This window comes from Streptomyces sp. NPDC046900 (assembly GCF_040644975.1).
In the GTDB taxonomy this organism is placed as follows: domain Bacteria; phylum Actinomycetota; class Actinomycetes; order Streptomycetales; family Streptomycetaceae; genus Streptomyces.
Genome location: NZ_JBEYXD010000062.1, coordinates 21,786 through 42,120 on the forward strand (window position 1 = coordinate 21,786; position 20,335 = coordinate 42,120).

Sequence of the window (20,335 nt, forward strand, 5' to 3'; positions counted from 1 at the left end):
GCCACCCCGCCACGGCCCCCGCCGCGGCCGCCACCGCCACCACCAGCCACGGGAGCGCGACGAAGGACGTGCCCGCCGACTCGCGGGTGTCCTTCGCGCTCGCCGTCACCGTGACCTCGCCCCAGTCGAACTGGGGGGCGCCCCGCCACGGTTCGGTGAGCCGCACACGCTGACCGGGCAGCAGCTCTGGGGGAACCTTGGCAAGGCGACGGGCAAGGAGCGTACGGCCGAAGAGGCCCGTCGCCCGCAGCTCCACCGCCGGGTCGAGGGTGACGTTGCCGGTGTTGTGCAGGGTGTAGGTGACGGTGGCCGTGCCGTTCCCGAGGCCGGGAACCAGGGGCTGGTGGTGGCTGAGGCGGACGTCCTCGACGGCGATGGCGGCGAGGGTGGGCCCGCCGACCCGGAGGTAGACGCGGGCGCCGACGGCCTGCTGCACACCGAGTGCGAGGGAGCCGTTCCCACGGTCGACCCGCTCGTCCAGCGCCACCAGGGCGCCCGGGTGGTCGCCCGGTTCGGCGTCCTCGGGCACCCGGAGCGTGAAGGGCACGGTGACCGCGCGGTGCGCCGGAACGGTCACCCGGTCCTTCGCGGGCTTCGCCCAGGCGCCCACCCCCCGCTGTCTCTCCGCGACCGTCCGCACGGCGAACCCGCCGTCGCGCACGGTGTTGTAGGCGTCGGCCGCGTACAGCCGGAAGGTGAGCGGCTTCCTGGTCTTGTTGGCGACGACCACCTTGTCGTCGATGGTCGTTCCCGGGTCGGCGGAGAGATAGAAGTACGGGCGTGCGGCGAGCTGCGAGGAGGCGGGGTAGACCGACCAGCCGCCGTTGTCGGCCGCGTGGGCGGGCACCGCCGGGGCGGCGAGGAGAAGGGACAGCAGGAGAGCCAGGAGCGGGGCGTTCGGCTTGCGCATGGGTGCGGACCCCCGGGAAGGAGGCGGACGGGCGGGTGCGGGCCCCGGTGCGAGGGCCGCCCGGCCGTTGGGCGAGATGAACCGGACTCAGGTGAGCGTGAGCGTCAGCACGCCGGAGTACGACCCGGGCGGGGTGAACGCGGGGACGTCCAGCGAGAGCCCGGCGTCGACGGTGAACTCACCGCCGGTGAGCGTGCCGTCGGGTGTGGACGCCAGGGTCGCGCCCGAAGCGCCCACCGCACCCGCCGAGCCGGCCCGGCAGGTGCTCGGGCTGCCCGCCTTCGTGGCGCAGGCGGGGGTCCAGCTCAGCCGTCCGGCGTCGATCCTGGCGCCGGGCCCGGTGAAGTCGGTGACCTTGCCGGTCAGGGACCAGCCCGCGGGTCCGCCGCGGAAGTCCTTGACGGTCACCGTCTGCAGGGCGCCCTGCGAGGCCCCACCCTTGCCGAAGTCGACCGAGGACAGTTGCACGCTGTCCCCGGCCTGCGACATCGACAGGGTGCCGGCCTTCACCGCGGCGGTGAGTTTCTGGCTGTTCGCCGGGACGGGTGTGTCGTCCACGACGGTGTACGCGGCGGGACCGGCCCCCTTGTCCTGGCTCCAGGCACCGCCCTCGTAGGCCACGACACCGGTCGTCGTCGTGTCGTTCACGACGAGCGAGCCGCTGAAGCCGCCCTGCGCGTCCGCGGTCACTGCCGCCGTGTCCGCGGTCTGCGTGGCGCCGGACCGGCCCGCCAGTGTCACGGTCGCGCCCGGGGTGAAGTCGCCGCCCGTGACGGTGACGCTGTCGCCGGGCTTCCCGGAGGACGAACCGAGGGTGATGGCACGATTGTTGACGGGCGCGGAGTCCGTCGCGGTGACCGTCTCGGAGACGGGCGCGGGCGGCTGGGTGACCGTGCAGGGGGTGTCCAGCTCGAGGATGTAGCCGGTGTGGATGTTGTAGTCGCCCGGCGAGAGCGTGATGGCACCGGGCGAGGTGACCGTGAAGGTGCCGGTCATGCTGAACGACGGGAAGACGCCCCTGCCCGGCACCGGATCGTTCTTCTTGGGTCCGGTGACGGTGACGTTGCCGGTCTGCGCCCCGCCGAGGGTGACCTTGCCGGTGGGCGTCATGATGTCGGCCGGCAGGGCGAGGTCGGTGGGGTTGCTCGCGGCGGGCGTGACCACGGTGTAGGTCACGGCGACCGTGTCACCGACCTTGGGAGCGGCGTTGTCCACCGTGATCTTCGCGGTGGTGGTGCCGTCGATCGGCGGGAGGCCCGCGATCGCGGGCGGGATGCAGTGGGTGGGGAAGTCCACCTGCTGCGGGGCGGCTCCGGCCGGGCAGGCCAGGGCGCCTGTGCCGACGACGGCCAGAGCGGATACCGCGAGCACCGAGGCCCAGCGGCGTCTTCGGGTTTGTAAAGCCATGATGGCCCCCTCGTGTGATTGCGGGCGCGGCGGCTCTTCCGCACCGACAGGGGGCATTGATGTGCGGGTCGTGTGAGAAGTCAATGGAGATGCGGCAAGTGGACTGACGATCCGTCAGTTCTCGTCCGGCGCAAGGGAGGTTGCCGCCCCGCGTCCGGACGGCAGGCCACGGCCGCCGTCCGGACGGACAGCGGCCGTGGCCGTACGGGGCCTCAGCCCGCCGTCACCGTCACCCGGACCGTCCCGTCGAGACCGGCCACCAGCACCGGCGTCTGCGGTCCACCGAGGTCCCGCACCGCCGCCCGGTCCTCCGCGGACGCGGACTCCGACTCGGTCACGACCGCCGCCGCCTCAAGGGACTTCGCCCCGGACGCCACCGCCATGGCCACCGCCGTCTGCAGCGCGCTCAGCTTCAGGGAGTCGAGGGCAACGGTCCCGGCGGCATACGTACGCCCGGTCTCGTCCCGCACGGCGGCACCCTCGGGCACTCCGTTGCGGGCCCGCGCGGAACGGGCCAGGGTGACGATCTTGCGGTCCTCGGGGTCGAGCGCGTTGCTGTCGGTCATGCCCCGAGCATACGAAGAACGGGCCGCTCGAGGCGGCCCGGGTCAGGGCCGGTCGAGGCGGAGGCGGTCGGCTCTCGGCAGTCCGGCGACCACCAGGTCGTACGAGTCCTCGACGAGCTCACGGACCAGGCGCTCCGGGAGACCGCCGTCCACGGTGACGGTGTTCCAGTGGCGCTTGTTCATGTGGTAGCCCGGGATGATGAGCCCGGGGTGCTCGGCCCGCAGCCGTACCGCGTCGTCCGGGTCGCACTTGAGGTTGACCGTCAGGGGCCGCGCGTCCAGGTGCGTCAGGGCGAAGAGCTTGCCGAGGACCTTGAAGACCGAGGTGTCCGGGTTGAACGGGAAGTCCTCGACGACCGCGTTGAAGGACAGGCAGAATGCGCGCAACTCCTGGGGGGTCATTCCGCTTTCGGCTCCTCCTCCGGGGGCTCGACCGGGCCCACCGGCTCCGCCAGCACAGTCACGATCTTGTTCCGGCGGCCCGCCGCGGCCTCCGCGGTCAGCCGGAGTTCCCGCCCGTCGGGCAGCTCCACCACCGACGAGGCACCGGCGATGGGCACCCGGCCCAGCGCCTTCGCGAGCAGTCCGCCGACCGTCTCCACGTCCTCGTCGTCGAACGCCTCGAGCCCGTACAGCTCGCCGAGGTCCCCGATGTCGAGACGGGCCGTGACCCGGTAGCGGTCCCCGCCCAGCTCCTCGACCGGCGGCAGCTCGCGGTCGTACTCGTCGGTGATCTCGCCGACGATCTCCTCGAGGATGTCCTCGATGGTGACGATCCCGGCCGTGCCGCCGTATTCGTCGATGACGACGGCGACGTGGTTGCGTTCCTTCTGCATCTCGCGCAGCAGGTCACCCGCGTTCTTGGTGTCGGGCACGAACGTGGCCGGCCGCATGGCGGTGGACACGAGCTCGGACTCGGCGTCCCGGCTGATGTGCGTCTTGCGGGCCAGGTCCTTCAGATAGACGATCCCGACGATGTCGTCCTCGCTCTCGCCGGTGACCGGGATGCGCGAGAAGCCGGACCTCAGGGCCAGGGTCAGCGCCTGGCGGATGGTCTTGTAGCGCTCGATGACCACCAGGTCCGTCCGCGGGACCATCAGCTCCCGCACGAGGGTGTCGCCCAGCTCGAACACCGAGTGCACCATGCGGCGCTCCTCGGCCTCGATGAGGGACTCCTTCTCGGCGAGGTCGACGAGTGCGCGCAGCTCCGCCTCGGAGGCGAAAGGGCCGCGCCGGAAGCCCTTGCCGGGGGTGAGGGCGTTGCCGATGAGGATGAGCAGGGGCGGGATGGGGCCCATGATCCGGGCCAGCGGCACCAGGACGTACGCGGCCGCCGTCGCCGTGTTCAGCGGGTGCTGGCGACCGATGGTGCGCGGGGAGACGCCGACGGCGACGTACGACACGAGGACCATGACCGCGATGGCGATCAGGAGCGCCTCGGCGGTGTCGGAGAACTCCTGGAGGCAGGCGTACGTCACCAGGGCGGCGGCGGCCATCTCGCAGGCCACGCGGACCAGCAGCGCCACATTGAGGTAGCGGGTCGGGTCCGCGGCGATCTGGGCGAGCTTGGCGCTGCCGCGCCGTCCGCTGCGTACGGCCTCCTCGGCGCGGAAGCTGGAGACGCGCGCCAGGCCCGCCTCCGCGCAGGCGGCGAGCCACGCGACGACGATCAGAGCGATCGCGCCGAGGACCAATTGCGGATTCATGAGACGGTCGGGGCCGGCGACGGGCCGGTCATACCCTTCTCCGCGCGCCAGCCGTCCACGATGGCGGCCTGGAGGCCGAACATCTCGGCCTTCTCGTCGGGCTCCTCGTGGTCGTAGCCGAGCAGGTGCAGCACGCCGTGCACGGTCAGGAGCTGGAGCTCCTCGTCCATGGAGTGCTGCGTCACCGCCTCGGCGCCCTGCTTGGCGGCGACCTCGGGGCACAGCACGATGTCGCCGAGCAGGCCCTGGGGCGGCTCCTCCTCGTCCTTGGCCGGCGGCCGCAGCTCGTCCATCGGGAAGGACATGACGTCCGTCGGCCCCGGCAGCTCCATCCACTGGACGTGCAGCTGCTCCATGGCGTCGGCGTCCACGACGATCACCGAGAGCTCGGAGAGCGGGTGGATGCGCATCCTCGCGAGCGCGTAGCGGGCGATGTCGAGGATCGCCTGCTCGTCGACCTCGGTACCGGACTCGTTGTTGACGTCGATCGACATGGTGCTGCTGGTCTACTTCCCCTTGTGCGCGTGTCCGGCTTTACCGCGTCCGGCCGGCTTGTGCGTGCCGTTCTCGGTGCCGTTCTCGCTGTCGTACTTCTCGTAGGCGTCGACGATACGGCCGACGAGCTTGTGCCGTACGACATCGCGGGACGACAGCCGGGAGAAGTGGACGTCCTCGACGCCCTCCAGGATCTCCTGGACCTGCCGCAGACCGCTCTTGGTCCCGTTCGGAAGGTCGACCTGGGTCACGTCACCCGTGATCACGATCTTCGAGTCGAAGCCGAGGCGGGTGAGGAACATCTTCATCTGTTCGGGGCTCGTGTTCTGGGCCTCGTCCAGGATGATGAAGGCGTCGTTGAGCGTCCGGCCACGCATGTAGGCCAGCGGCGCGACCTCGATCGTCCCGGCGGCCATGAGCCGCGGGATCGAGTCGGGGTCGAGCATGTCGTGCAGCGCGTCGTAGAGCGGGCGCAGATACGGGTCGATCTTCTCGTACAGCGTGCCGGGCAGGAAGCCGAGTCGCTCGCCCGCCTCGACCGCCGGGCGGGTCAGGATGATGCGGTTGACCTGCTTGGACTGCAGGGCCTGCACCGCCTTGGCCATCGCGAGGTAGGTCTTGCCGGTACCGGCCGGCCCGATGCCGAAGACGATCGTGTGCTTGTCGATCGCGTCCACGTAGCGCTTCTGGTTGAGCGTCTTGGGACGGATCGTGCGGCCGCGGGAGGAGAGGATGTTCTGTGTCAGCACCTCCGCCGGGGTCTCAGATCCGTCGCCCTCACCGTCGTCGCTCGCCCTCAGCATGGCGATCGAGCGTTCCACTGCGTCCTCCGTCATCGGCTGCCCGGTGCGGAGCACCAGCATCATCTCTGCGAACAGGCGCTGGATCAGGGCGACATCCGCCGGGTCGCCGACCGCGCTGATCTCATTGCCCCGGACATGGATGTCGACCCCCGGGAAGGCCGTCTCGATCACGCGCAGCAGGGAGTCACCGGAACCCAGCACCATCACCATGGGGTGCTGAGCAGGGACGGTGATCTGCGTTCTCGCCTGCCCCTGCGCGGGGGTGTGAGCTGTGGGTGTCTGAGTCATGGGCCGGCTCTGTAGGCCTGCGATTCCTCCTCCGTAGGGCCGCGCAGCTGCGGGCGGCCTCGCGGTTTCAAGAGTACGACGCGGCATGGACAGAGCCGTAGGACTTTTCCGTGTGCTTGTACGACAGCACCTGCGTCACCGGGCCGGCGCCGCCCGGGCCGGTCAGAGCGCGACGATCCTGACGCGGCTGCCGCACAGCTTCCGCATGTCGTCGGCGTCGGAGGTGAGGACCGCCACCGGGCCGGGCTGACGGAGGGCGGCCTCGGCGACCGTGGCGTCGATGGCGTACTTGTGGCCGTGCAGGCCGGCTTCCTTCAGGAGCTCGGCGGCGGCCCCGGCGGCCGTCTCGGTGACGGGTTCGACCTTGACGCGGGACAGTGCCCAGTTCAGGCGCGGCATACTGGTGCCTTCGTGAGTGACTTCGATGATGGTGTTGGCCGATACGACCAGGTTCGCCTCCGTGAGGGTCAGCGCCTTGAACAGGGCGACGGTCTTTCGGTCCTGTGCCATCCAGGCCGAGAGGCCTTCGCAGTCGAGGACGAGGGTGGCGATCGGTGTCACGCGGCTTCCTGGTTCGAGGGTGCGGTGCCGTTGAGGCGGGCGAAGGCCTCGGCCATCTCCTCCTCTGTGAACGCGCCGTGCTCCTCCTCGTAACGCCGCAGGTCCTCGGCCAGTAGTTCGCGTCTGATCTTGGCTGCCAAGGCCTCAGCCGCGAAGCCGGAGATGTTGTCGGTGAGCCCTCGCGCCGCCTCCAAGAGCTCTTCCGGAACGGTGATCGTGATCTTCTTCGTCGCCACAAGAAGACCATACCGCGGTATGGCGTCTTCTGTCCCGGCTTTCAGTCCACCCCTCTGATCCGCCCCACCAGCACCGCCCCGGCCAGCCCGATCACCGCCGCCACCAGGTACAGGACCCGGTAACCGCCCAGGTGGGTCACGATCGGCGCCGCCAGGGCCGGGGCCGCGACCTGGGGGAGGGCATTGGCGACGTTGATGATCCCGAGGTCCTTGCCGCGGTCCAGCGCCCTCGGCAGGACGTCGGTCATCAGCGCGAAGTCGACCGAGGTGAAGACCCCGAACCCGACGCCCAGGACCGCGGCCGCGACGACCGTGCCCGGCCAGGTCTGCCAGCCGGACAGGACGGCCGTGGCGATGGCCATCAGTACGCCCGACCAGATCACGAACGGCTTGCGGCGGCCCACCCGGTCCGACCAGACCCCGCCGACGACGACCGTGGCGAGGAGGGTCACGCCGTTGACCGCGGTGAGGACGAGCACGCCCTGGTCGGGGTCGGCGTGGTGGAGGCGGTCCCGCAGGTAGTAGAGCAGGTACAGCAGCACCAGCGCGTTGCTGAGGTTGATCAGGAAGCGGGTCAGCCAGGCCCAGCCCAGGTCGGGATGGCGGCGGGGACTGAGCCAGAACCCGGCCAGGAAGGCTCGCCAGGACCAGGGCGGCCGGTCCGCCGCCGGCAGTCTGAGATCCCTGTGGCGCAGCACGTACGGCAGCACGCCCGCCATCGTGAACACCGCGCACGCCGCGTAGCCCGCGGCGACGCCCCCGGCCACGGTCGCCAGGCCCGTGCCGCCGACCACGCCGAGGATCTGTGCCGCGCCCAGCCAGCCTCCCACCGAGCCCCGCTGGGACCGCGGCACCCGGTCGGGAACCGCCGCCGTCACGGCCGCGAAGGCGGCGTTGAGTGTCAGCTGGACCAGGCACCAGCCCAGCGCCATGGCCCACGGGCCACCCGCGTCGGCGAGCAGGAGCAGCGACAGCGCCCCGCCCGCCGTCCCGGCCACGATCCACGGCGTACGCCGGCCCCAGCGGGCCGTGGTGCGGTCCGAGAGCGCCCCGAAGAACGGGTTCGCGAACAGCGACACCACCGCGCCCGCGCCCGTGACCCAGGCCAGCATCGTCTCCTTGGACATGCCGGAGCCGGGCGCGAAGTCCTTCGCCTGGGAGGCGAGCAGGATCTGCAGCGGGCCGTACCAGCCGACCCAGATGGCCGCGTTGGCGAGGGACAGGGCCGCGGTCCAGCTCCGGCCGACCCGCTCGACGGGCTCGGCGAGCGCGTCCGCGAGCCGCTCGGCAGGCCGCTCGTCCGTCGTCATCTTCGCGCCCGCAGAGCGTCGCGCAGCCATGCGTACGACGCCTTGGGGGTCCGCGCGAGCGCCCCGTCCTCGAAGTCCACGTGCACCAGCCCGAAGCGCTGCGCGTACCCCTCGGCCCACTCGAAGTTGTCCAGGAGCGACCACACGAAGTAGCCGCGCACATCGACCCCCGCCTCCACCGCACGGTGCAGCGCCCGGATGTGGCCGTCCAGGTAGGCGATGCGCTCCTGGTCGTCGACGCCCTCGTACGAGCAGCCGTTCTCGGTGATGACGATGGGCGGGAGCCGGTCGCCGTAGCGCTCCCGGAAGCCGGTCAGCAGCTCGGTCAGCGCCTCGGGGACCACCGGCCAGCCGAAGTCCGTCACCGGGTGGCCCTCGATCTCCCGCACCGAGAAGGGCAGCCCGGCGGGGAGCGTGAGGCCGCCGAACTCGATCTCCGTGCCCTGCGGAGCGCCCACTTTCACCGGCGCGTAGTAGTTGATCCCGTACCAGTCGACCGGCTCCGCGATCACCTTCAGATCGGCCTCGACGTCGCCGGGCAGCAACGCGCCGATGCCCTCGGGGTAATGGCCGAGCAGGAGGGGGTCGGAGAAGAGCCGGTTGAGCAAGACGTCGTAGAACTCCGCCGCGTCCACGTCCTCCGGGCTCCTCGAGGCCGGCCACGTCGGCCCGTGCGAGTTGGCGATCCCGATGTCCGCCGCCCCGGCCGCGCGCAGCGCCCGGACGGCCAGGCCATGGGCGAGCAGCTGGTGGTGGGCCACCGGCAGCGCGCCGAACACCAGCCGCCTGCCCGGTGCGTGGGCGCCGAGCGCATGGCCCAGCAGGGTGTGCTCGGCGGGCTCGTTGAGGGTGATCCACTTGGTGACGCGGTCGCCGAGCCGTTCGGCGACGACCGACACGTACTCGGCGAACCGGGACGCCGTGTCCCGCTCCAGCCAGTCCAGTGAGGCCGGCAGGTCCCAGTGGAACAGGGTCGGCACCGGCCGCACTCCGGCCCCGCACAGCTCGTCCACCAGCCGGTCGTAGTAGTCGAGGCCGCCGGGTGAGTTCACCCGGGGCCAGGAGATGGAGAAGCGGTAGGCGTCCACGCCGAGGCCGGCCAGCAGCGCCACGTCCTCGCGGTAGCGGTGGTAGGAGTCGCAGGCCACCGCCGCGGTCGAGCCGTCCTTCACCCGTCCCGGCTCGGCGGTGAACGCGTCCCACACGGAGGGCTCGCGCTCGCCGGCCGCCCCCTCGATCTGGTGGGCCGAGGTCGACACGCCCCACAGGAAGCCGGCCGGGAACTGAGGTATCGGGTTCGTCACCATGCGCCGGATCATCCTTACCGTTGGTAACCGAAGTCAACGGCCAGGCGTGAACTGCCACTTGTATCCCGGGAGGCCGGATCGGACGCCTCCCGGGGACGGATCAGGCGCCTTCTTTGAGCACCCGGGAGATCAGCGTCCGCTGCTCCTCGGTCAGCCGGGGGTCCGCGCAGTACACGGTCCTGCCGTCCACGCTGATCTCGTAGCTGAAGCCGTCCGGCACGCCGGCCGGCGGCGCGCCCCGGCCGGCGGCCAGTGCCCGCTCGGCCAGGGCGTGCCACTCCTGGGCGTCGGCCCGTCCCGAGGTCTCCACCTCGGCCCGGCGCTCGATGCCCGCGAACCCGCCCGTACGCCTCACCCGAATACGCATGGGACCTGTCTAGTACGAGACGGGCGCCCGGGGCTACGAGGTCGGCACCCCGACCTGCTCCCAGGCCTTGAGGACGGCCTCCTGCTCCTCGCCGCCGTCGCTGTAGCGGGTCTTGGCCGCCGCCGCCGTCAGCTTCGCGAAGTCCGCGAAGTCGGCGTCCGGCTGCAACTCCCCGCCGGTCAGTACGTCGTACCAGATCTGCCCGGCCCGTTCCCAGGCGTGTCCGCCCAGCGCGTTGGCCGCCAGGTAGAAGGCGTGGTTGGGGATGCCGGAGTTGATGTGCACCCCGCCGTTGTCCTGGCTGGTCCGCACATAGCCGTCCATCGTCGCGGGCTGCGGGTCCTTGCCGAGGACGTCGTCGTCGTACGCGGTGCCCGGCTCCTTCATCGAGCGCAGCGCCTTGCCGGTGACGTGGGGGGCGAGCAGCCCGGCGCCGATCAGCCAGTCGGCGTCGGCGGCGGTCTGGCCGAGGGTGTACTGCTTGATCAGCGAGCCGAAGACGTCCGAGAGCGACTCGTTGAGGGCGCCCGACTGGCCGAAGTAGGTCAGGTTCGCGGAGTACTGGGTGACGCCGTGGGTGAGTTCGTGGCCGATGACGTCCACCGGGATGGTGAAGTCGAGGAAGATCTCGTTGTCGCCGTCGCCGAAGACCATCTGCTCGCCGTTCCAGAAGGCGTTGTCGTAGTCCTCGCCGAAGTGCACGGTCGCGTCCAGCGGCAGCCCCTTGCCGTCGATGGAGTCGCGGCCGTACGCCTGCCGGTACAGCTCGAAGGTGGCGCCGAGGCCCGCGTAGGCCCGGTTGACCGAGGCGTCCTGGCCGGGCTCGTCACCCTCGCCGCGGACCTTCCTGCCGGGCAGGTTCTGCTGGTGCCCGGCGTCGTAGACGGTGCGGTACGGCTGGCCGGCCGGGTGCTCGGCGGGGGTCGCGGCGGGCGCGCCGAGGACTGTGGTCAGCCGGCGGCGGGTGCGTTCCAGGGCGTCGCGCTCCAGGGTGCGGCGCGCGGGAGTGGCGACGGAGGAGTCCTCGTGCTGCGCGAGTCTGTCGAGGACGTGCGGCGGCACGATGGTGCAGAAGACGGGCTCAAAGCCCCCGTTGGTGGTCATGTCCGGCACCATTGCACTCCGTCACGACTCTGTCACCATCCGCAACCATGATTGGTGAAAAGCCGCGACTTCGAGCCGCCGGTTCCGCGGTGAGGTGCTATGACCCCCGATCCCGGCCGCTGTGAGCTGACGCACCTTTTGTCCGAATTGCCTCCCCGGTCCCGCATACTGATACAGGCCTTCGTATCCGGCACGGCTCGGCTAGCATGCGGAGCATCATGCGTTTCGGGCTGCTCCTCCTTAGCTGCCGCGGCGAGGGCCTGTAGTCGAGGCCGACCCCCTCCCCGCGGAGCTTGGCGTTGCGTAGTCGGCCGTCCTTCCCGGACCTTCTGAGGAGCCCGAGCATCATGGCGAACCGCCAGCAGCCGACGAGCATGCCGATCCACAAGTACCGACCGTACGACCAGGTCGAGATCCCCGACCGCACCTGGCCCGACCAGCGGATCACCTGGACCCCGCGCTGGCTCTCCACGGACCTGCGCGACGGCAATCAGGCCCTGATCGACCCGATGTCGCCGGCCCGCAAGCGCGCGATGTTCGACCTGCTGGTGAAGATGGGCTACAAGGAGATCGAGGTCGGCTTCCCGGCGTCCGGCCAGACCGACTTCGACTTCGTGCGCTCGATCATCGAGGAAGAGGGCGCGATCCCGGACGACGTGACGATCTCCGTACTGACCCAGGCCCGCGAGGACCTGATCGAGCGGACCGTCGAGTCCCTGAAGGGCGCGAAGCGGGCCAACGTCCACCTCTACAACGCGACCGCCCCCGTCTTCCGCCGGGTCGTCTTCCGCGGTTCCAAGGACGACATCAAGCAGATCGCCGTGGACGGCACGCGGCTGGTCATGGAGTACGCCGAGAAGCTGCTGGACACCGGGGCCGGTGGTACGGAGTTCGGCTACCAGTACAGCCCGGAGATCTTCACCGACACCGAGCTGGACTTCGCCCTGGAGGTCTGCGAGGCGGTCATGGACGTCTGGCAGCCCGGGCCGGACCGGGAGATCATCCTCAATCTGCCCGCCACCGTGGAGCGCTCGACACCGTCGACGCACGCGGACCGCTTCGAGTGGATGCACCGCAACCTCTCCCGCCGCGCGTACGTCTGTCTGTCGGCCCACCCGCACAACGACCGCGGCACCGCCGTCGCCGCCGCCGAGCTGGCCGTGATGGCCGGCGCCGACCGCGTCGAGGGCTGCCTGTTCGGCCAGGGCGAGCGCACCGGCAACGTCGACCTGGTCACCCTGGGCATGAACCTCTTCTCCCAGGGCGTCGACCCGCAGATCGACTTCTCCCACATCGACGACATCCGCCGCACGTGGGAGTACTGCAACCAGATGGAGGTCCACCCCCGCCACCCGTACATCGGGGACCTCGTCTACACCTCCTTCTCCGGCTCCCACCAGGACGCCATCAAGAAGGGCTTCGACGCCATGGAGGCCGACGCGGCCGCCCAGGGCAAGACCGTCGACGACATCGAGTGGGCCGTGCCGTACCTGCCCATCGACCCCAAGGACGTCGGCCGCTCCTACGAGGCGGTCATCCGCGTCAACTCGCAGTCCGGCAAGGGCGGTATCGCCTACGTCCTGAAGAACGACCACAAGCTGGACCTGCCGCGCCGGATGCAGATCGAGTTCTCGAAGATCATCCAGGCCAAGACGGACGCCGAGGGCGGCGAGGTCACGCCGGCGGAGATCTGGTCGGTCTTCCAGGACGAGTACCTGCCGAACCCGGGCAACCCCTGGGGCCGCATCCAGGTGCGGACGGGGCAGTCGACGACGGACACGGACGGCGTGGACACCCTCACGGTCGAGGCCACGGTCGACGGCGAGGACACGGTCCTGACCGGTTCCGGCAACGGCCCGATCTCGGCCTTCTTCGACGCCCTGCAGTCCATCGGCATCGACGTACGCCTGCTGGACTACCAGGAGCACACCATGAGCGAGGGCGCCTCGGCGCAGGCCGCCTCATACATCGAATGCGCGATCGACGGAAAGGTCCTCTGGGGGATCGGTATCGACGCGAACACGACACGTGCATCGCTGAAGGCCGTGGTCTCCGCGGTCAACCGCGCGGACCGCTGACCCTCTGACCGGCCCGTTCACGGCCCCGTCCGCCCTCGAGGGCGGACGGGGCCGCGTCATGGACCAGCCATTTCGGCCGGAGATCACGGCACGGTCTCGTCCGGGGTACTGACTTCGCCTCACCAATGTGGCTAACATCACGCCAGCGCGGCGACGTTGCCGTGGGGTTACGGAGGTGCGACGTGCTGCCAAGACGGGGACGCAACGGCCGAGGAGTCCGTAAGAGCCGTGCCGCGCACGTCCTCGGAATTCGCACCGCGTGGACCGCCCTCGGCGACGGTGAGTTCTTCTGCCCCGGCTGCGGGGGCGACCGCAACTACCAGCGGCTCGCCGGACGGCGCCGCTTCACCCTCGTCGGGCTCCCGGTCCTGCCGCGTGGCGAGACGGGCCCGGTCGTCGAGTGCGCGGCCTGCGGCCGCCACTACGGCATGGACGTCCTCGACCACCCCACCACGACCCGCTTCTCGGCGATGCTCCGCGACGCGGTCCACACGGTGGCTCTCGCCGTACTGGCCGCGGGCGGCGCCTGCTCCCGGACGTCCCTGGAGACGGCCGCCGCAGCCGTCCGCTCCGCCGGCTTCGACGACTGCACGGGGGACGGCCTCGGCGCCCTGGTCGAGGCCCTGGCCGCCGACACCGGCCGGGTCTGCGGCGAACCGGGCGGTACCAGCCTGGCCATAGAACTCCACGAGGCCCTGGACCCCCTCGCCCCCCATCTCGCCTCCGCGGGCCGCGAGACGATCCTTCTCCAGGGCGCCCGTATCGCCCTGGCGGACGGCCCCTACACCCCGGCGGAACGGGACGTCCTCGCCACCGTGGGCGCGGCCCTCACGATCCATTCGGACGACGTGACCCGCCTGCTGGCGGCGGCACGGACGCCGTCCTAGGTCACTCGCGCCAGTGAGCCGCGCACGGTTTGGGGATCACACGCGTTGAGGCTGGGGAGCATGTGACCGACAAGGTCACCGTCCCTTCGGGGACCACAGCCCCTGGGGAGAGGGATGACACCTCTGTGCCGCGCCGTCCTCGCTGCCACGCTGCTCACACCGCTCATGACCACCGCACCCGCCTCGCCCGCCTCCGCCGCCCCCGGCTGCACCTCCTCCGTGCCGTACACAGCCGGCCGGGGCGGATACAACACCTACCGGATCCCGGCGGTCGTCACGACCCGGAAGGGGACCGTGCTCGCCTTCGCCGAGGGGCGGCGCGACGGTGCGGGGGACAGCGGCGACATCGATGTCGTGCTCAAGCGCTCCTCCGACGGCGGCTGCACCTGGGGGCCCCTCGAGGTGGTCGCCGCCGGCAGGGGGGACACCCGGGGGAATCCGGCGCCGGTGGTGGACCCGCGCACCGGGCGGATCGTCCTGGTCACGTCCTACAACGGCGGCGCGATGACCGAGTCGCAGATCATGCGTGGCAAGGCGACGCCGGTGCGGAGCCGCCGGGTGTTCGTACAGACGAGCGGTGACGACGGGCGGCACTTCACGCCCCCACGGGACATCACCGCGGAGGTGAAACGGCCTCACTGGCGGTGGTACGCCACCGGTCCCGGCCATGCGATCGCCCTGACCCGCGGTCCGTACGCAGGACGTCTCGTCGTGCCCGCCAACCACTCCGCCGCGCCGCCCGCAGGCTCCCGGGACACCGGGCGGGAGGCCAGGTACTACGGCGCGCACGCGCTCTACAGCGACAACGGCGGGCTCAGCTGGCACATCGGCTTCGCCGACGAGTCCTACGACGGGCGGACCAACGCCAACGAGAGCAGCGCCGCCCAACTCCCCGACGGCAGGCTCTACTTCAGCGCACGTGACCAGGGCGGCAGGAGCGCGGGCAACCGCCTCGACAGCTACTCCGGCGACGGCGGGCAGAGCCTGGACCGCCCGTTCGCCGTGCAGCGCACCCTGGACGACGTCCCGCCCGTGCAGGGCAGCACGCTGCAACTCGGCGGTCGCGGTGCGCCGCTGCTGTTCTCGGGACCCTCCACCCCCACCGCGCGCCGCGCGATGGCGATCTGGCGCAGCACCGACGGCGGGGCGACCTTCAGCAAGGCGCTGACGCTGTCCCGGCACTGGGCCGCCTACAGCGACCTCGTACAGCTGCGCGGCGCCAGGGTCGGCATCCTGTACGAGACCGGGACGAGCGGTCCTTACAACTCGATCGAGTTCCGCCGGATCCCCGTCGCCCGGCTGGACTGACGGCTACAGCAGCCCCGCCGCCGCCAGGAACTTCCCCACCCGTTCCGTCTCCTCCGGGGACAGCGGCACCTGGGGCTCCGCCGTGGCCGGGCAGGCGATCACCCCCCGCAGGTGCAGTGCCGCCTTGAACGCCCCCAGGCCCGAGGAGCTGCCGCCCATCCGAACCGGATCCCCGACCCCGACCATGCCGTACAGCGCGCACAGCCGGTCCTGCTGGGCCCGGGCCGCGTCCCAGTCGCCCGCGCGGCACAGCCGGTCCAGCCGGACGTAGCCCTCGGGGTCCACGTTGGCCAGTCCGGGCACCGCCCCGTCCGCGCCCAGCGCCAGCGCCGAGTCCACGACCAGCTCGGACCCCGTGAGCACGCTGAAGTCCGTGCCGCCGGCCCACGTGCGGGCGCCACTGACGACGGCGCGGAAGCCGGCCAGGTCACCGCTGGAGTCCTTCAGTCCGGCCAGGACCCGGTCGGCGGCCAGCTCAAGCACCAGCTCCGGGCTCAGCTTGGTGTGGACGGCGACGGGGATGTCGTAGGCGAAAACCGGGACGGGGGAGCGGTCGGCGACCAGGCGGAAGTGGCGGGCGATCTCCGCCGGATGCGTCCGCGTGTAGAAGGGCGCGGTCACGACCACCGCGTCCGCGCCCGCCCCGGTCGTCGCCGCCACATGGTCCAGCACCCGGGGCGTGGTCATGTCGATCGCGCCGGCCAGCACCGGGACCTGGCCCCCCACATGGGACACCACGGTCTCCACCACCAGGCGCCGCTGGCGGTCGGTCAGGTACGCCGCCTCGGACGAGGACCCGAGCACGAACAGGGCGTCCACCCCGGCGCTCAGCAGATGGTCCACGAGCCTCGTCAGCGAGGCGACGTCCACCTCACGTTCCGGTGTCAGGGGGGTACAGACGGGCGGGACCACACCGGACACCGCCTTCCTGCCGTGCGGCTTCGGGGCGCCGGCGCGTCCGTGCGGCTCACTGGAGGTGGGGAAGGACATCAGGGCTCCCGCGCGTGTTTCCGGTCCGGCAGTGCCTCGGCCACGGCGGTGGCCGGCGAGGGCACCGCCGCCTGGCGCACGAGGTCGCCGGTCGGCTCGCCCTCCTCCACAGGATGGTGGCAGCGGAAGCGGTGCCCGGCGGCCGACGCGCCCGAGAACTCGGGCATCGCCGCTGCACATACCTCGTCCGCCTTCCAGCAGCGGGTGCGGAACGGGCACCCGCTCGGCGGCCGGGTCGCCGACGGCACCGGGCCGGCCAGCGGGATCGGGTCGATCGGATCCAGCAGCCCGGGCGTCGCGGAGAACAGGGCGCGGGTGTAGGGGTGCCGTGCGTGGCCGGTCACCCGGTCGGCCGGGGCCTCCTCGACGATCCGGCCGAGGTACATCGTGATCACCCGGTCGCTCATCCGCCGTACCGTCTGGATGTCGTGCGAGACGAAGACGAGGGCGAGGCCCAGGCTCTCCTTGAGATCCAGCAGGAGGTTCAGGATCTGCGCGCGGACCGACACGTCCAGTGCGCTCGTGGGTTCGTCCGCGACCACCAGGTCCGGCTCCAGTGCGAGGGCGCGGGCGATGGCGACACGCTGGCGCTGGCCCCCGGAGAGTCGCCCCGGAAGCCCCTCGGCGAGCGTGCGGGGCAGACCGACGAGGGCCATCAACTCCCTCACCCGTTCCTCGCGCCGGGCCCTGGTTCCCCAGTGGTGCACGTCCAGCGGGTCGCGCAGGATCCGCCGGACGGTCAGCCGGGGGTTCAGGGCGGTCGACGGGTCCTGGAAGACCATGCCGGTGCTGCCGCCGACCGCGGTCCGGCGTTCGGCGGGGGGCATCGACCACAGGTCGCGGCCGTGGAAGAGCACCGTGCCCGACGTCGGCCGTTCGGCTCCGACCAGCACCTTGGCCAGCGTCGACTTCCCGCAGCCCGACTCGCCGACCACACCGACCGTCTCGCCCGGCGCGATCGCGAAGTCGGCGCCCGTCAGCGCGTGCACCCGGTCCCGGGTGAACAGCCCGCCGCTGCGCGCCCGGTGGACGACATGGGCGTCGCGAAGCCGCACGATCGCGTTCATCCGACGGCCTCGCTCTCCTCCGCCGTCCCCAGGCGGACCGCCGGGTGGTGGCAGGCCGCCCGGTGCGCGGATGTCCCCGCCAATGCCGGCGCCGTCCGCCGGCACACCTCGTCGGCGGACGGGCAGCGGTCCGCGAAGCGGCACCCCGCCGGGAAGTCCGCCGGGGCGGGCACGACCCCCTTGATCTGCGTCATCCGCTCGGCCGCGGACTCCAGCGACAGCACGCTGCCGAGCAGTCCGCGCGTGTAGTGGTGGGTCGGTGCCTCCACCAGGTCCGCGGTCACCCCGGTCTCCACGATCCGTCCGCCGTACATCACCACCACCCGGTCCGTGACGTCCGCGACCAGCGCCAGGTCGTGCGAGACCAGGACCAGCGCGAAGCCCAGTTCCTCCCGCAGCCTCAGGAGCAGCTGGACGACCTGGGCCTGCACCGTCACATCGAGCGCGGTGGTCGGCTCGTCGGCGACGATCAGCCGCGGGTTACGGGAGAGCGCCATGGCGATCAGGACGCGCTGGCGCTGCCCGCCGGAGAGTTCGTGCGGGTAGCTGCGCAGCGTGCGCCCGGAGTCGAGGCCGACCAGCGTCAGCAGTTCGGCGGGGCTGCGCCGTCCGCCGCGCCGTACGACCTGTCCGAGCTGGGCCCGGATCGTCATGGCCGGGTTCAGCGACGACAGGGCGTCCTGGTAGATCATCGGCATCTCATGGCCCAGCAGCCTGCGGCGGGCGCGCATCGGCGTGCCCACCAACTGCCGCCCGTGGAAACGCACCTGTCCGCGCACCCGGGCGCCCCGGGGCGCAAGGCCCATCACCGCGAGCGCCGTCAGGGACTTGCCGCATCCCGACTCGCCGACCAGGCCGAGCACCTCACCGGGACGCACCTCGAAGCTCACACCGTCGACGACGTCAACGCCGTGGTGCCGGCCGGGAAAGTCGATGGCGAGGTCCTCCACGGCGAGCACCGGCTCCCCGCCGGGGAGCGGGCGGGCCCGGGAGCGCAGTCGCCGCGCGGCCTCGGCGAGCCCGGGCAACGGCACCACCTCGCCGCTGCCGGGCTCCGGCGTCTCCAGCCGGTCGCCGTCCCCCCGCACCTCCGCGTCCCGTGCCGCAGGAGCCGCCCACGCGTCCAGGACGCCCTCGGCCAGGACGTTCAACGAGAGGACCGTGACCAGCATCAGCAGGCCCGGGAAGACCGTGGCCCACCAGCCGCCGGTCAGCACCATGTTCTTGCCGTCCGCGATGACACCGCCCCACGACGGGTCCGGGGGCCGCACACCCGCGCCGATGAAGGACAGCGACGCCTCGAACACGATGGCCTCGGCGACCTGGACCGTGCAGAACACGAGGACCGGCGCGGCACAGTTGACGGCCACATGCCGGACGACGACATGAGGGGTGCAGGCGCCGATGACCCGTTCCGCCGTCACATAGTCCTCGCCGTACTGGTCCAGGACGTTGGCCCGTACGACCCTGGCGACCGGCGGGGTGAACAGGAACGCGATCGCGCACGTCAGCACCGTGATCCCGGCGCCGAACACGGAGATGAGGACCGCCGCGAGTGCGATGCCCGGGAACGCCATGACGATGTCCAGACCGCGCATCAGCGCCTCGTCCACCGCCTTGCGGGAGGTCGCCGCGACCGCCCCGAGCAGGGCCCCGGCGACCAGTGCCAGGGCGGTCGCCCCGAGTCCGATGGCGAGGGACCAGCGGGCGCCGTACATCAGCCGGCTGAGGATGTCCCGGCCGAGGCTGTCCTGGCCCATCCAGTGCGCGGCCGACGGGTGCCCGGTACCGTCGACCGGGTCCTGCTGGTCCAGGGGGTCGTGCGGGGCGATGAGGGGTGCGAGCAGCCCCACCAGCGCGACGAGGGCCAGGAAGCAGAGCGCGGCCTTCGGCAGCGCCGGCAGCCGGCCGCGCAGCCGGAGCGCCGGACGGGACAGGGCCTCGGTGAGGCTCTTGCGTGTGGCGATCACCGGGCCGTATCCCTCAGTCGCGGATTGACCAGCAGATACAGAATGTCGATGACGAGGTTGACGACCACGAAACCGGCCGCGGTCGTCAGCACGACGCCCTGGACGACCGCCGGATCTCCGTTCTTGACGGCGTCGATCATCAACTTGCCCATCCCGGGCAGGGAGAAGATCGTCTCGATGACGACCGCGCCCCCGAGCAGATAGCCGACCCGCAGGCCCAGCACGGTCAGGGGGTTGACGAGCGCGTTCCGCAGCACGTTCCGCCCGACCACCACCCGGGGCGGCAGCCCGCTGCCGATCGCCGTGCGCACGTAGTCCTTGTCCAGCTCCTCCACCACGGACGTGCGCACGATGCGGGTCAGCTGCGCCGCCACCGGTAGCGACAGCGCGAGCGCGGGCAGGGCCATCGTCCGCAGCCAGCCGGTGAAGGAGTCGGCCGGATTGATGTAGCCGCCGGTCGGGAACCAGCCCCGGTCCACGGCCAGATACTGGATCATCAGCAGGGCCAGCCAGAAACCGGGAGCGGCGACCCCGGTCAGGGAAACCACCCGGATGATCTGGTCCGGCGGCCGGTCCCGGTAGATCGCGGCGGTCACCCCGCCGAGCAGCGCCAGCACCACGGCGATCCCGAGCCCCAGGAAGGTGAGCTGGAGCGTGAGCGGCAGCGCGGTGGTGACCTGCTCGACCACCGGCGCCCGGGTCAGCACGCTGGTGCCCATGTCGCCGTGGAGCAGCGCGCCGACGAAGTGGACGTAGCGCACCGGCAGTGGGTCCAGCAGCCCGTTGCGCTCCCGGAAGTCATGCAGTTGCCGCGGTGTCGGATCGGTGCCCTGGAAGAACGCGGAGGCCGGGTCGGTGTCCGAGAACCGCATCAACAGGAACACGAACAGCACGATGCCGAGCATCAGCGGCACGAGCAGGAGGACCCGGCGGGTCAGAATCCTGGCGATGGCGACCACGGACTGTGCCCCCTGT

General features: G+C 71.4%; 19 protein-coding genes and 1 pseudogene. 3 read left to right on the forward strand and 17 right to left on the reverse strand.

The features are described 5' to 3' along the window. Positions 1-7: 7 nt before the first annotated feature. The 13 genes and pseudogenes from ABZ904_RS36985 to ABZ904_RS37045 form a co-directional block, all read right to left on the reverse strand. Positions 8-910, reverse strand: a pseudogene (locus ABZ904_RS36985) (DUF916 domain-containing protein); the annotation flags it as partial. A gap of 87 nt (positions 911-997) precedes the next feature. Beyond that, positions 998-2,317 (reverse strand): beta-xylosidase, encoded by a 1,320-nt coding sequence (locus ABZ904_RS36990; protein WP_359391095.1) that lies wholly within the window; start codon positions 2,315-2,317, stop codon positions 998-1,000. A gap of 212 nt (positions 2,318-2,529) precedes the next feature. Beyond that, on the reverse strand, positions 2,530-2,883 hold the full coding sequence (locus tag ABZ904_RS36995; RefSeq protein ID WP_359391097.1) for a cytidine deaminase: 354 nt from the start codon (positions 2,881-2,883) through the stop codon (positions 2,530-2,532). Between the two features lie 42 nt (positions 2,884-2,925). Next, complete coding sequence (locus ABZ904_RS37000) at positions 2,926-3,285, reverse strand: MmcQ/YjbR family DNA-binding protein (RefSeq protein ID WP_359391099.1); 360 nt, start codon at positions 3,283-3,285, stop codon at positions 2,926-2,928. Further along, positions 3,282-4,589 (reverse strand): hemolysin family protein, encoded by a 1,308-nt coding sequence (locus tag ABZ904_RS37005; protein WP_359391101.1) that lies wholly within the window; start codon positions 4,587-4,589, stop codon positions 3,282-3,284. The genes ABZ904_RS37000 and ABZ904_RS37005 overlap by 4 nt, the downstream gene beginning before the upstream one ends. Next, positions 4,586-5,083, reverse strand: a complete 498-nt coding sequence (gene ybeY / locus ABZ904_RS37010) for an rRNA maturation RNase YbeY (RefSeq protein ID WP_359391103.1) — start codon at positions 5,081-5,083, stop codon at positions 4,586-4,588. The genes ABZ904_RS37005 and ybeY overlap by 4 nt, the downstream gene beginning before the upstream one ends. A gap of 12 nt (positions 5,084-5,095) precedes the next feature. Beyond that, positions 5,096-6,175: a PhoH family protein gene (locus ABZ904_RS37015; protein ID WP_359391105.1), complete on the reverse strand. Its 1,080-nt coding sequence runs from the start codon at positions 6,173-6,175 to the stop codon at positions 5,096-5,098. 162 nt (positions 6,176-6,337) lie between these two features. Then, positions 6,338-6,685, reverse strand: coding sequence for a DNA-binding protein (locus ABZ904_RS37020; RefSeq protein ID WP_359391180.1), 348 nt, complete (start codon positions 6,683-6,685; stop codon positions 6,338-6,340). A gap of 47 nt (positions 6,686-6,732) precedes the next feature. Further along, positions 6,733-6,972 (reverse strand): type II toxin-antitoxin system CcdA family antitoxin, encoded by a 240-nt coding sequence (locus tag ABZ904_RS37025; protein WP_359391107.1) that lies wholly within the window; start codon positions 6,970-6,972, stop codon positions 6,733-6,735. Positions 6,973-7,013: 41 nt separating this feature from the next. Continuing rightward, positions 7,014-8,282 carry an MFS transporter gene (locus tag ABZ904_RS37030; RefSeq protein ID WP_359391182.1) on the reverse strand — a complete coding sequence of 423 codons (1,269 nt, stop codon included), beginning with the start codon at positions 8,280-8,282 and terminating at the stop codon, positions 7,014-7,016. Beyond that, positions 8,279-9,601 carry a GH1 family beta-glucosidase gene (locus tag ABZ904_RS37035; protein WP_361828505.1) on the reverse strand — a complete coding sequence of 441 codons (1,323 nt, stop codon included), beginning with the start codon at positions 9,599-9,601 and terminating at the stop codon, positions 8,279-8,281. Before ABZ904_RS37035 ends, ABZ904_RS37030 begins: the two co-directional genes overlap by 4 nt. Before the next feature lie 88 nt (positions 9,602-9,689). Next, a complete protein-coding gene (locus tag ABZ904_RS37040; protein WP_359391111.1) occupies positions 9,690-9,956 on the reverse strand; it encodes a protealysin inhibitor emfourin in 267 nt (88 codons plus the stop codon). Positions 9,957-9,989: 33 nt separating this feature from the next. Further along, on the reverse strand, positions 9,990-11,060 hold the full coding sequence (locus ABZ904_RS37045) for a M4 family metallopeptidase (protein ID WP_359391113.1): 1,071 nt from the start codon (positions 11,058-11,060) through the stop codon (positions 9,990-9,992). A gap of 347 nt (positions 11,061-11,407) precedes the next feature. On the opposite strand from ABZ904_RS37045, the gene leuA reads away from it, so the two are divergent. From leuA to ABZ904_RS37060, 3 genes are all read left to right on the forward strand, one after another. Next, a complete protein-coding gene (gene leuA, locus ABZ904_RS37050; protein WP_361828510.1) occupies positions 11,408-13,138 on the forward strand; it encodes a 2-isopropylmalate synthase in 1,731 nt (576 codons plus the stop codon). A 182-nt stretch (positions 13,139-13,320) separates the two neighbouring features. Continuing rightward, complete coding sequence (locus ABZ904_RS37055) at positions 13,321-14,025, forward strand: TerB family tellurite resistance protein (RefSeq protein WP_361828513.1); 705 nt, start codon at positions 13,321-13,323, stop codon at positions 14,023-14,025. Between the two features lie 114 nt (positions 14,026-14,139). After that, positions 14,140-15,333 carry a sialidase family protein gene (locus ABZ904_RS37060; protein ID WP_361828516.1) on the forward strand — a complete coding sequence of 398 codons (1,194 nt, stop codon included), beginning with the start codon at positions 14,140-14,142 and terminating at the stop codon, positions 15,331-15,333. Between the two features lie 3 nt (positions 15,334-15,336). On the opposite strand, the gene ABZ904_RS37065 is transcribed toward ABZ904_RS37060, so the two are convergent. Genes ABZ904_RS37065 through ABZ904_RS37080 form a run of 4 tightly spaced genes read right to left on the reverse strand, consistent with a single transcriptional unit; the run spans position 15,337 to position 20,319 of the window. Beyond that, positions 15,337-16,323 (reverse strand): dihydrodipicolinate synthase family protein, encoded by a 987-nt coding sequence (locus ABZ904_RS37065; RefSeq protein WP_359391123.1) that lies wholly within the window; start codon positions 16,321-16,323, stop codon positions 15,337-15,339. After that, complete coding sequence (locus ABZ904_RS37070; RefSeq protein ID WP_359391125.1) at positions 16,323-17,390, reverse strand: ABC transporter ATP-binding protein; 1,068 nt, start codon at positions 17,388-17,390, stop codon at positions 16,323-16,325. Before ABZ904_RS37070 ends, ABZ904_RS37065 begins: the two co-directional genes overlap by 1 nt. Further along, the gene (locus ABZ904_RS37075) at positions 17,387-19,360 is read right to left on the reverse strand and encodes a dipeptide/oligopeptide/nickel ABC transporter permease/ATP-binding protein (protein WP_361828520.1); all 1,974 of its coding nucleotides are present in this window, start codon (positions 19,358-19,360) and stop codon (positions 17,387-17,389) included. Before ABZ904_RS37075 ends, ABZ904_RS37070 begins: the two co-directional genes overlap by 4 nt. Further along, complete coding sequence (locus tag ABZ904_RS37080; protein ID WP_361000209.1) at positions 19,357-20,319, reverse strand: ABC transporter permease; 963 nt, start codon at positions 20,317-20,319, stop codon at positions 19,357-19,359. Before ABZ904_RS37080 ends, ABZ904_RS37075 begins: the two co-directional genes overlap by 4 nt. Positions 20,320-20,335 lie beyond the last annotated feature (16 nt).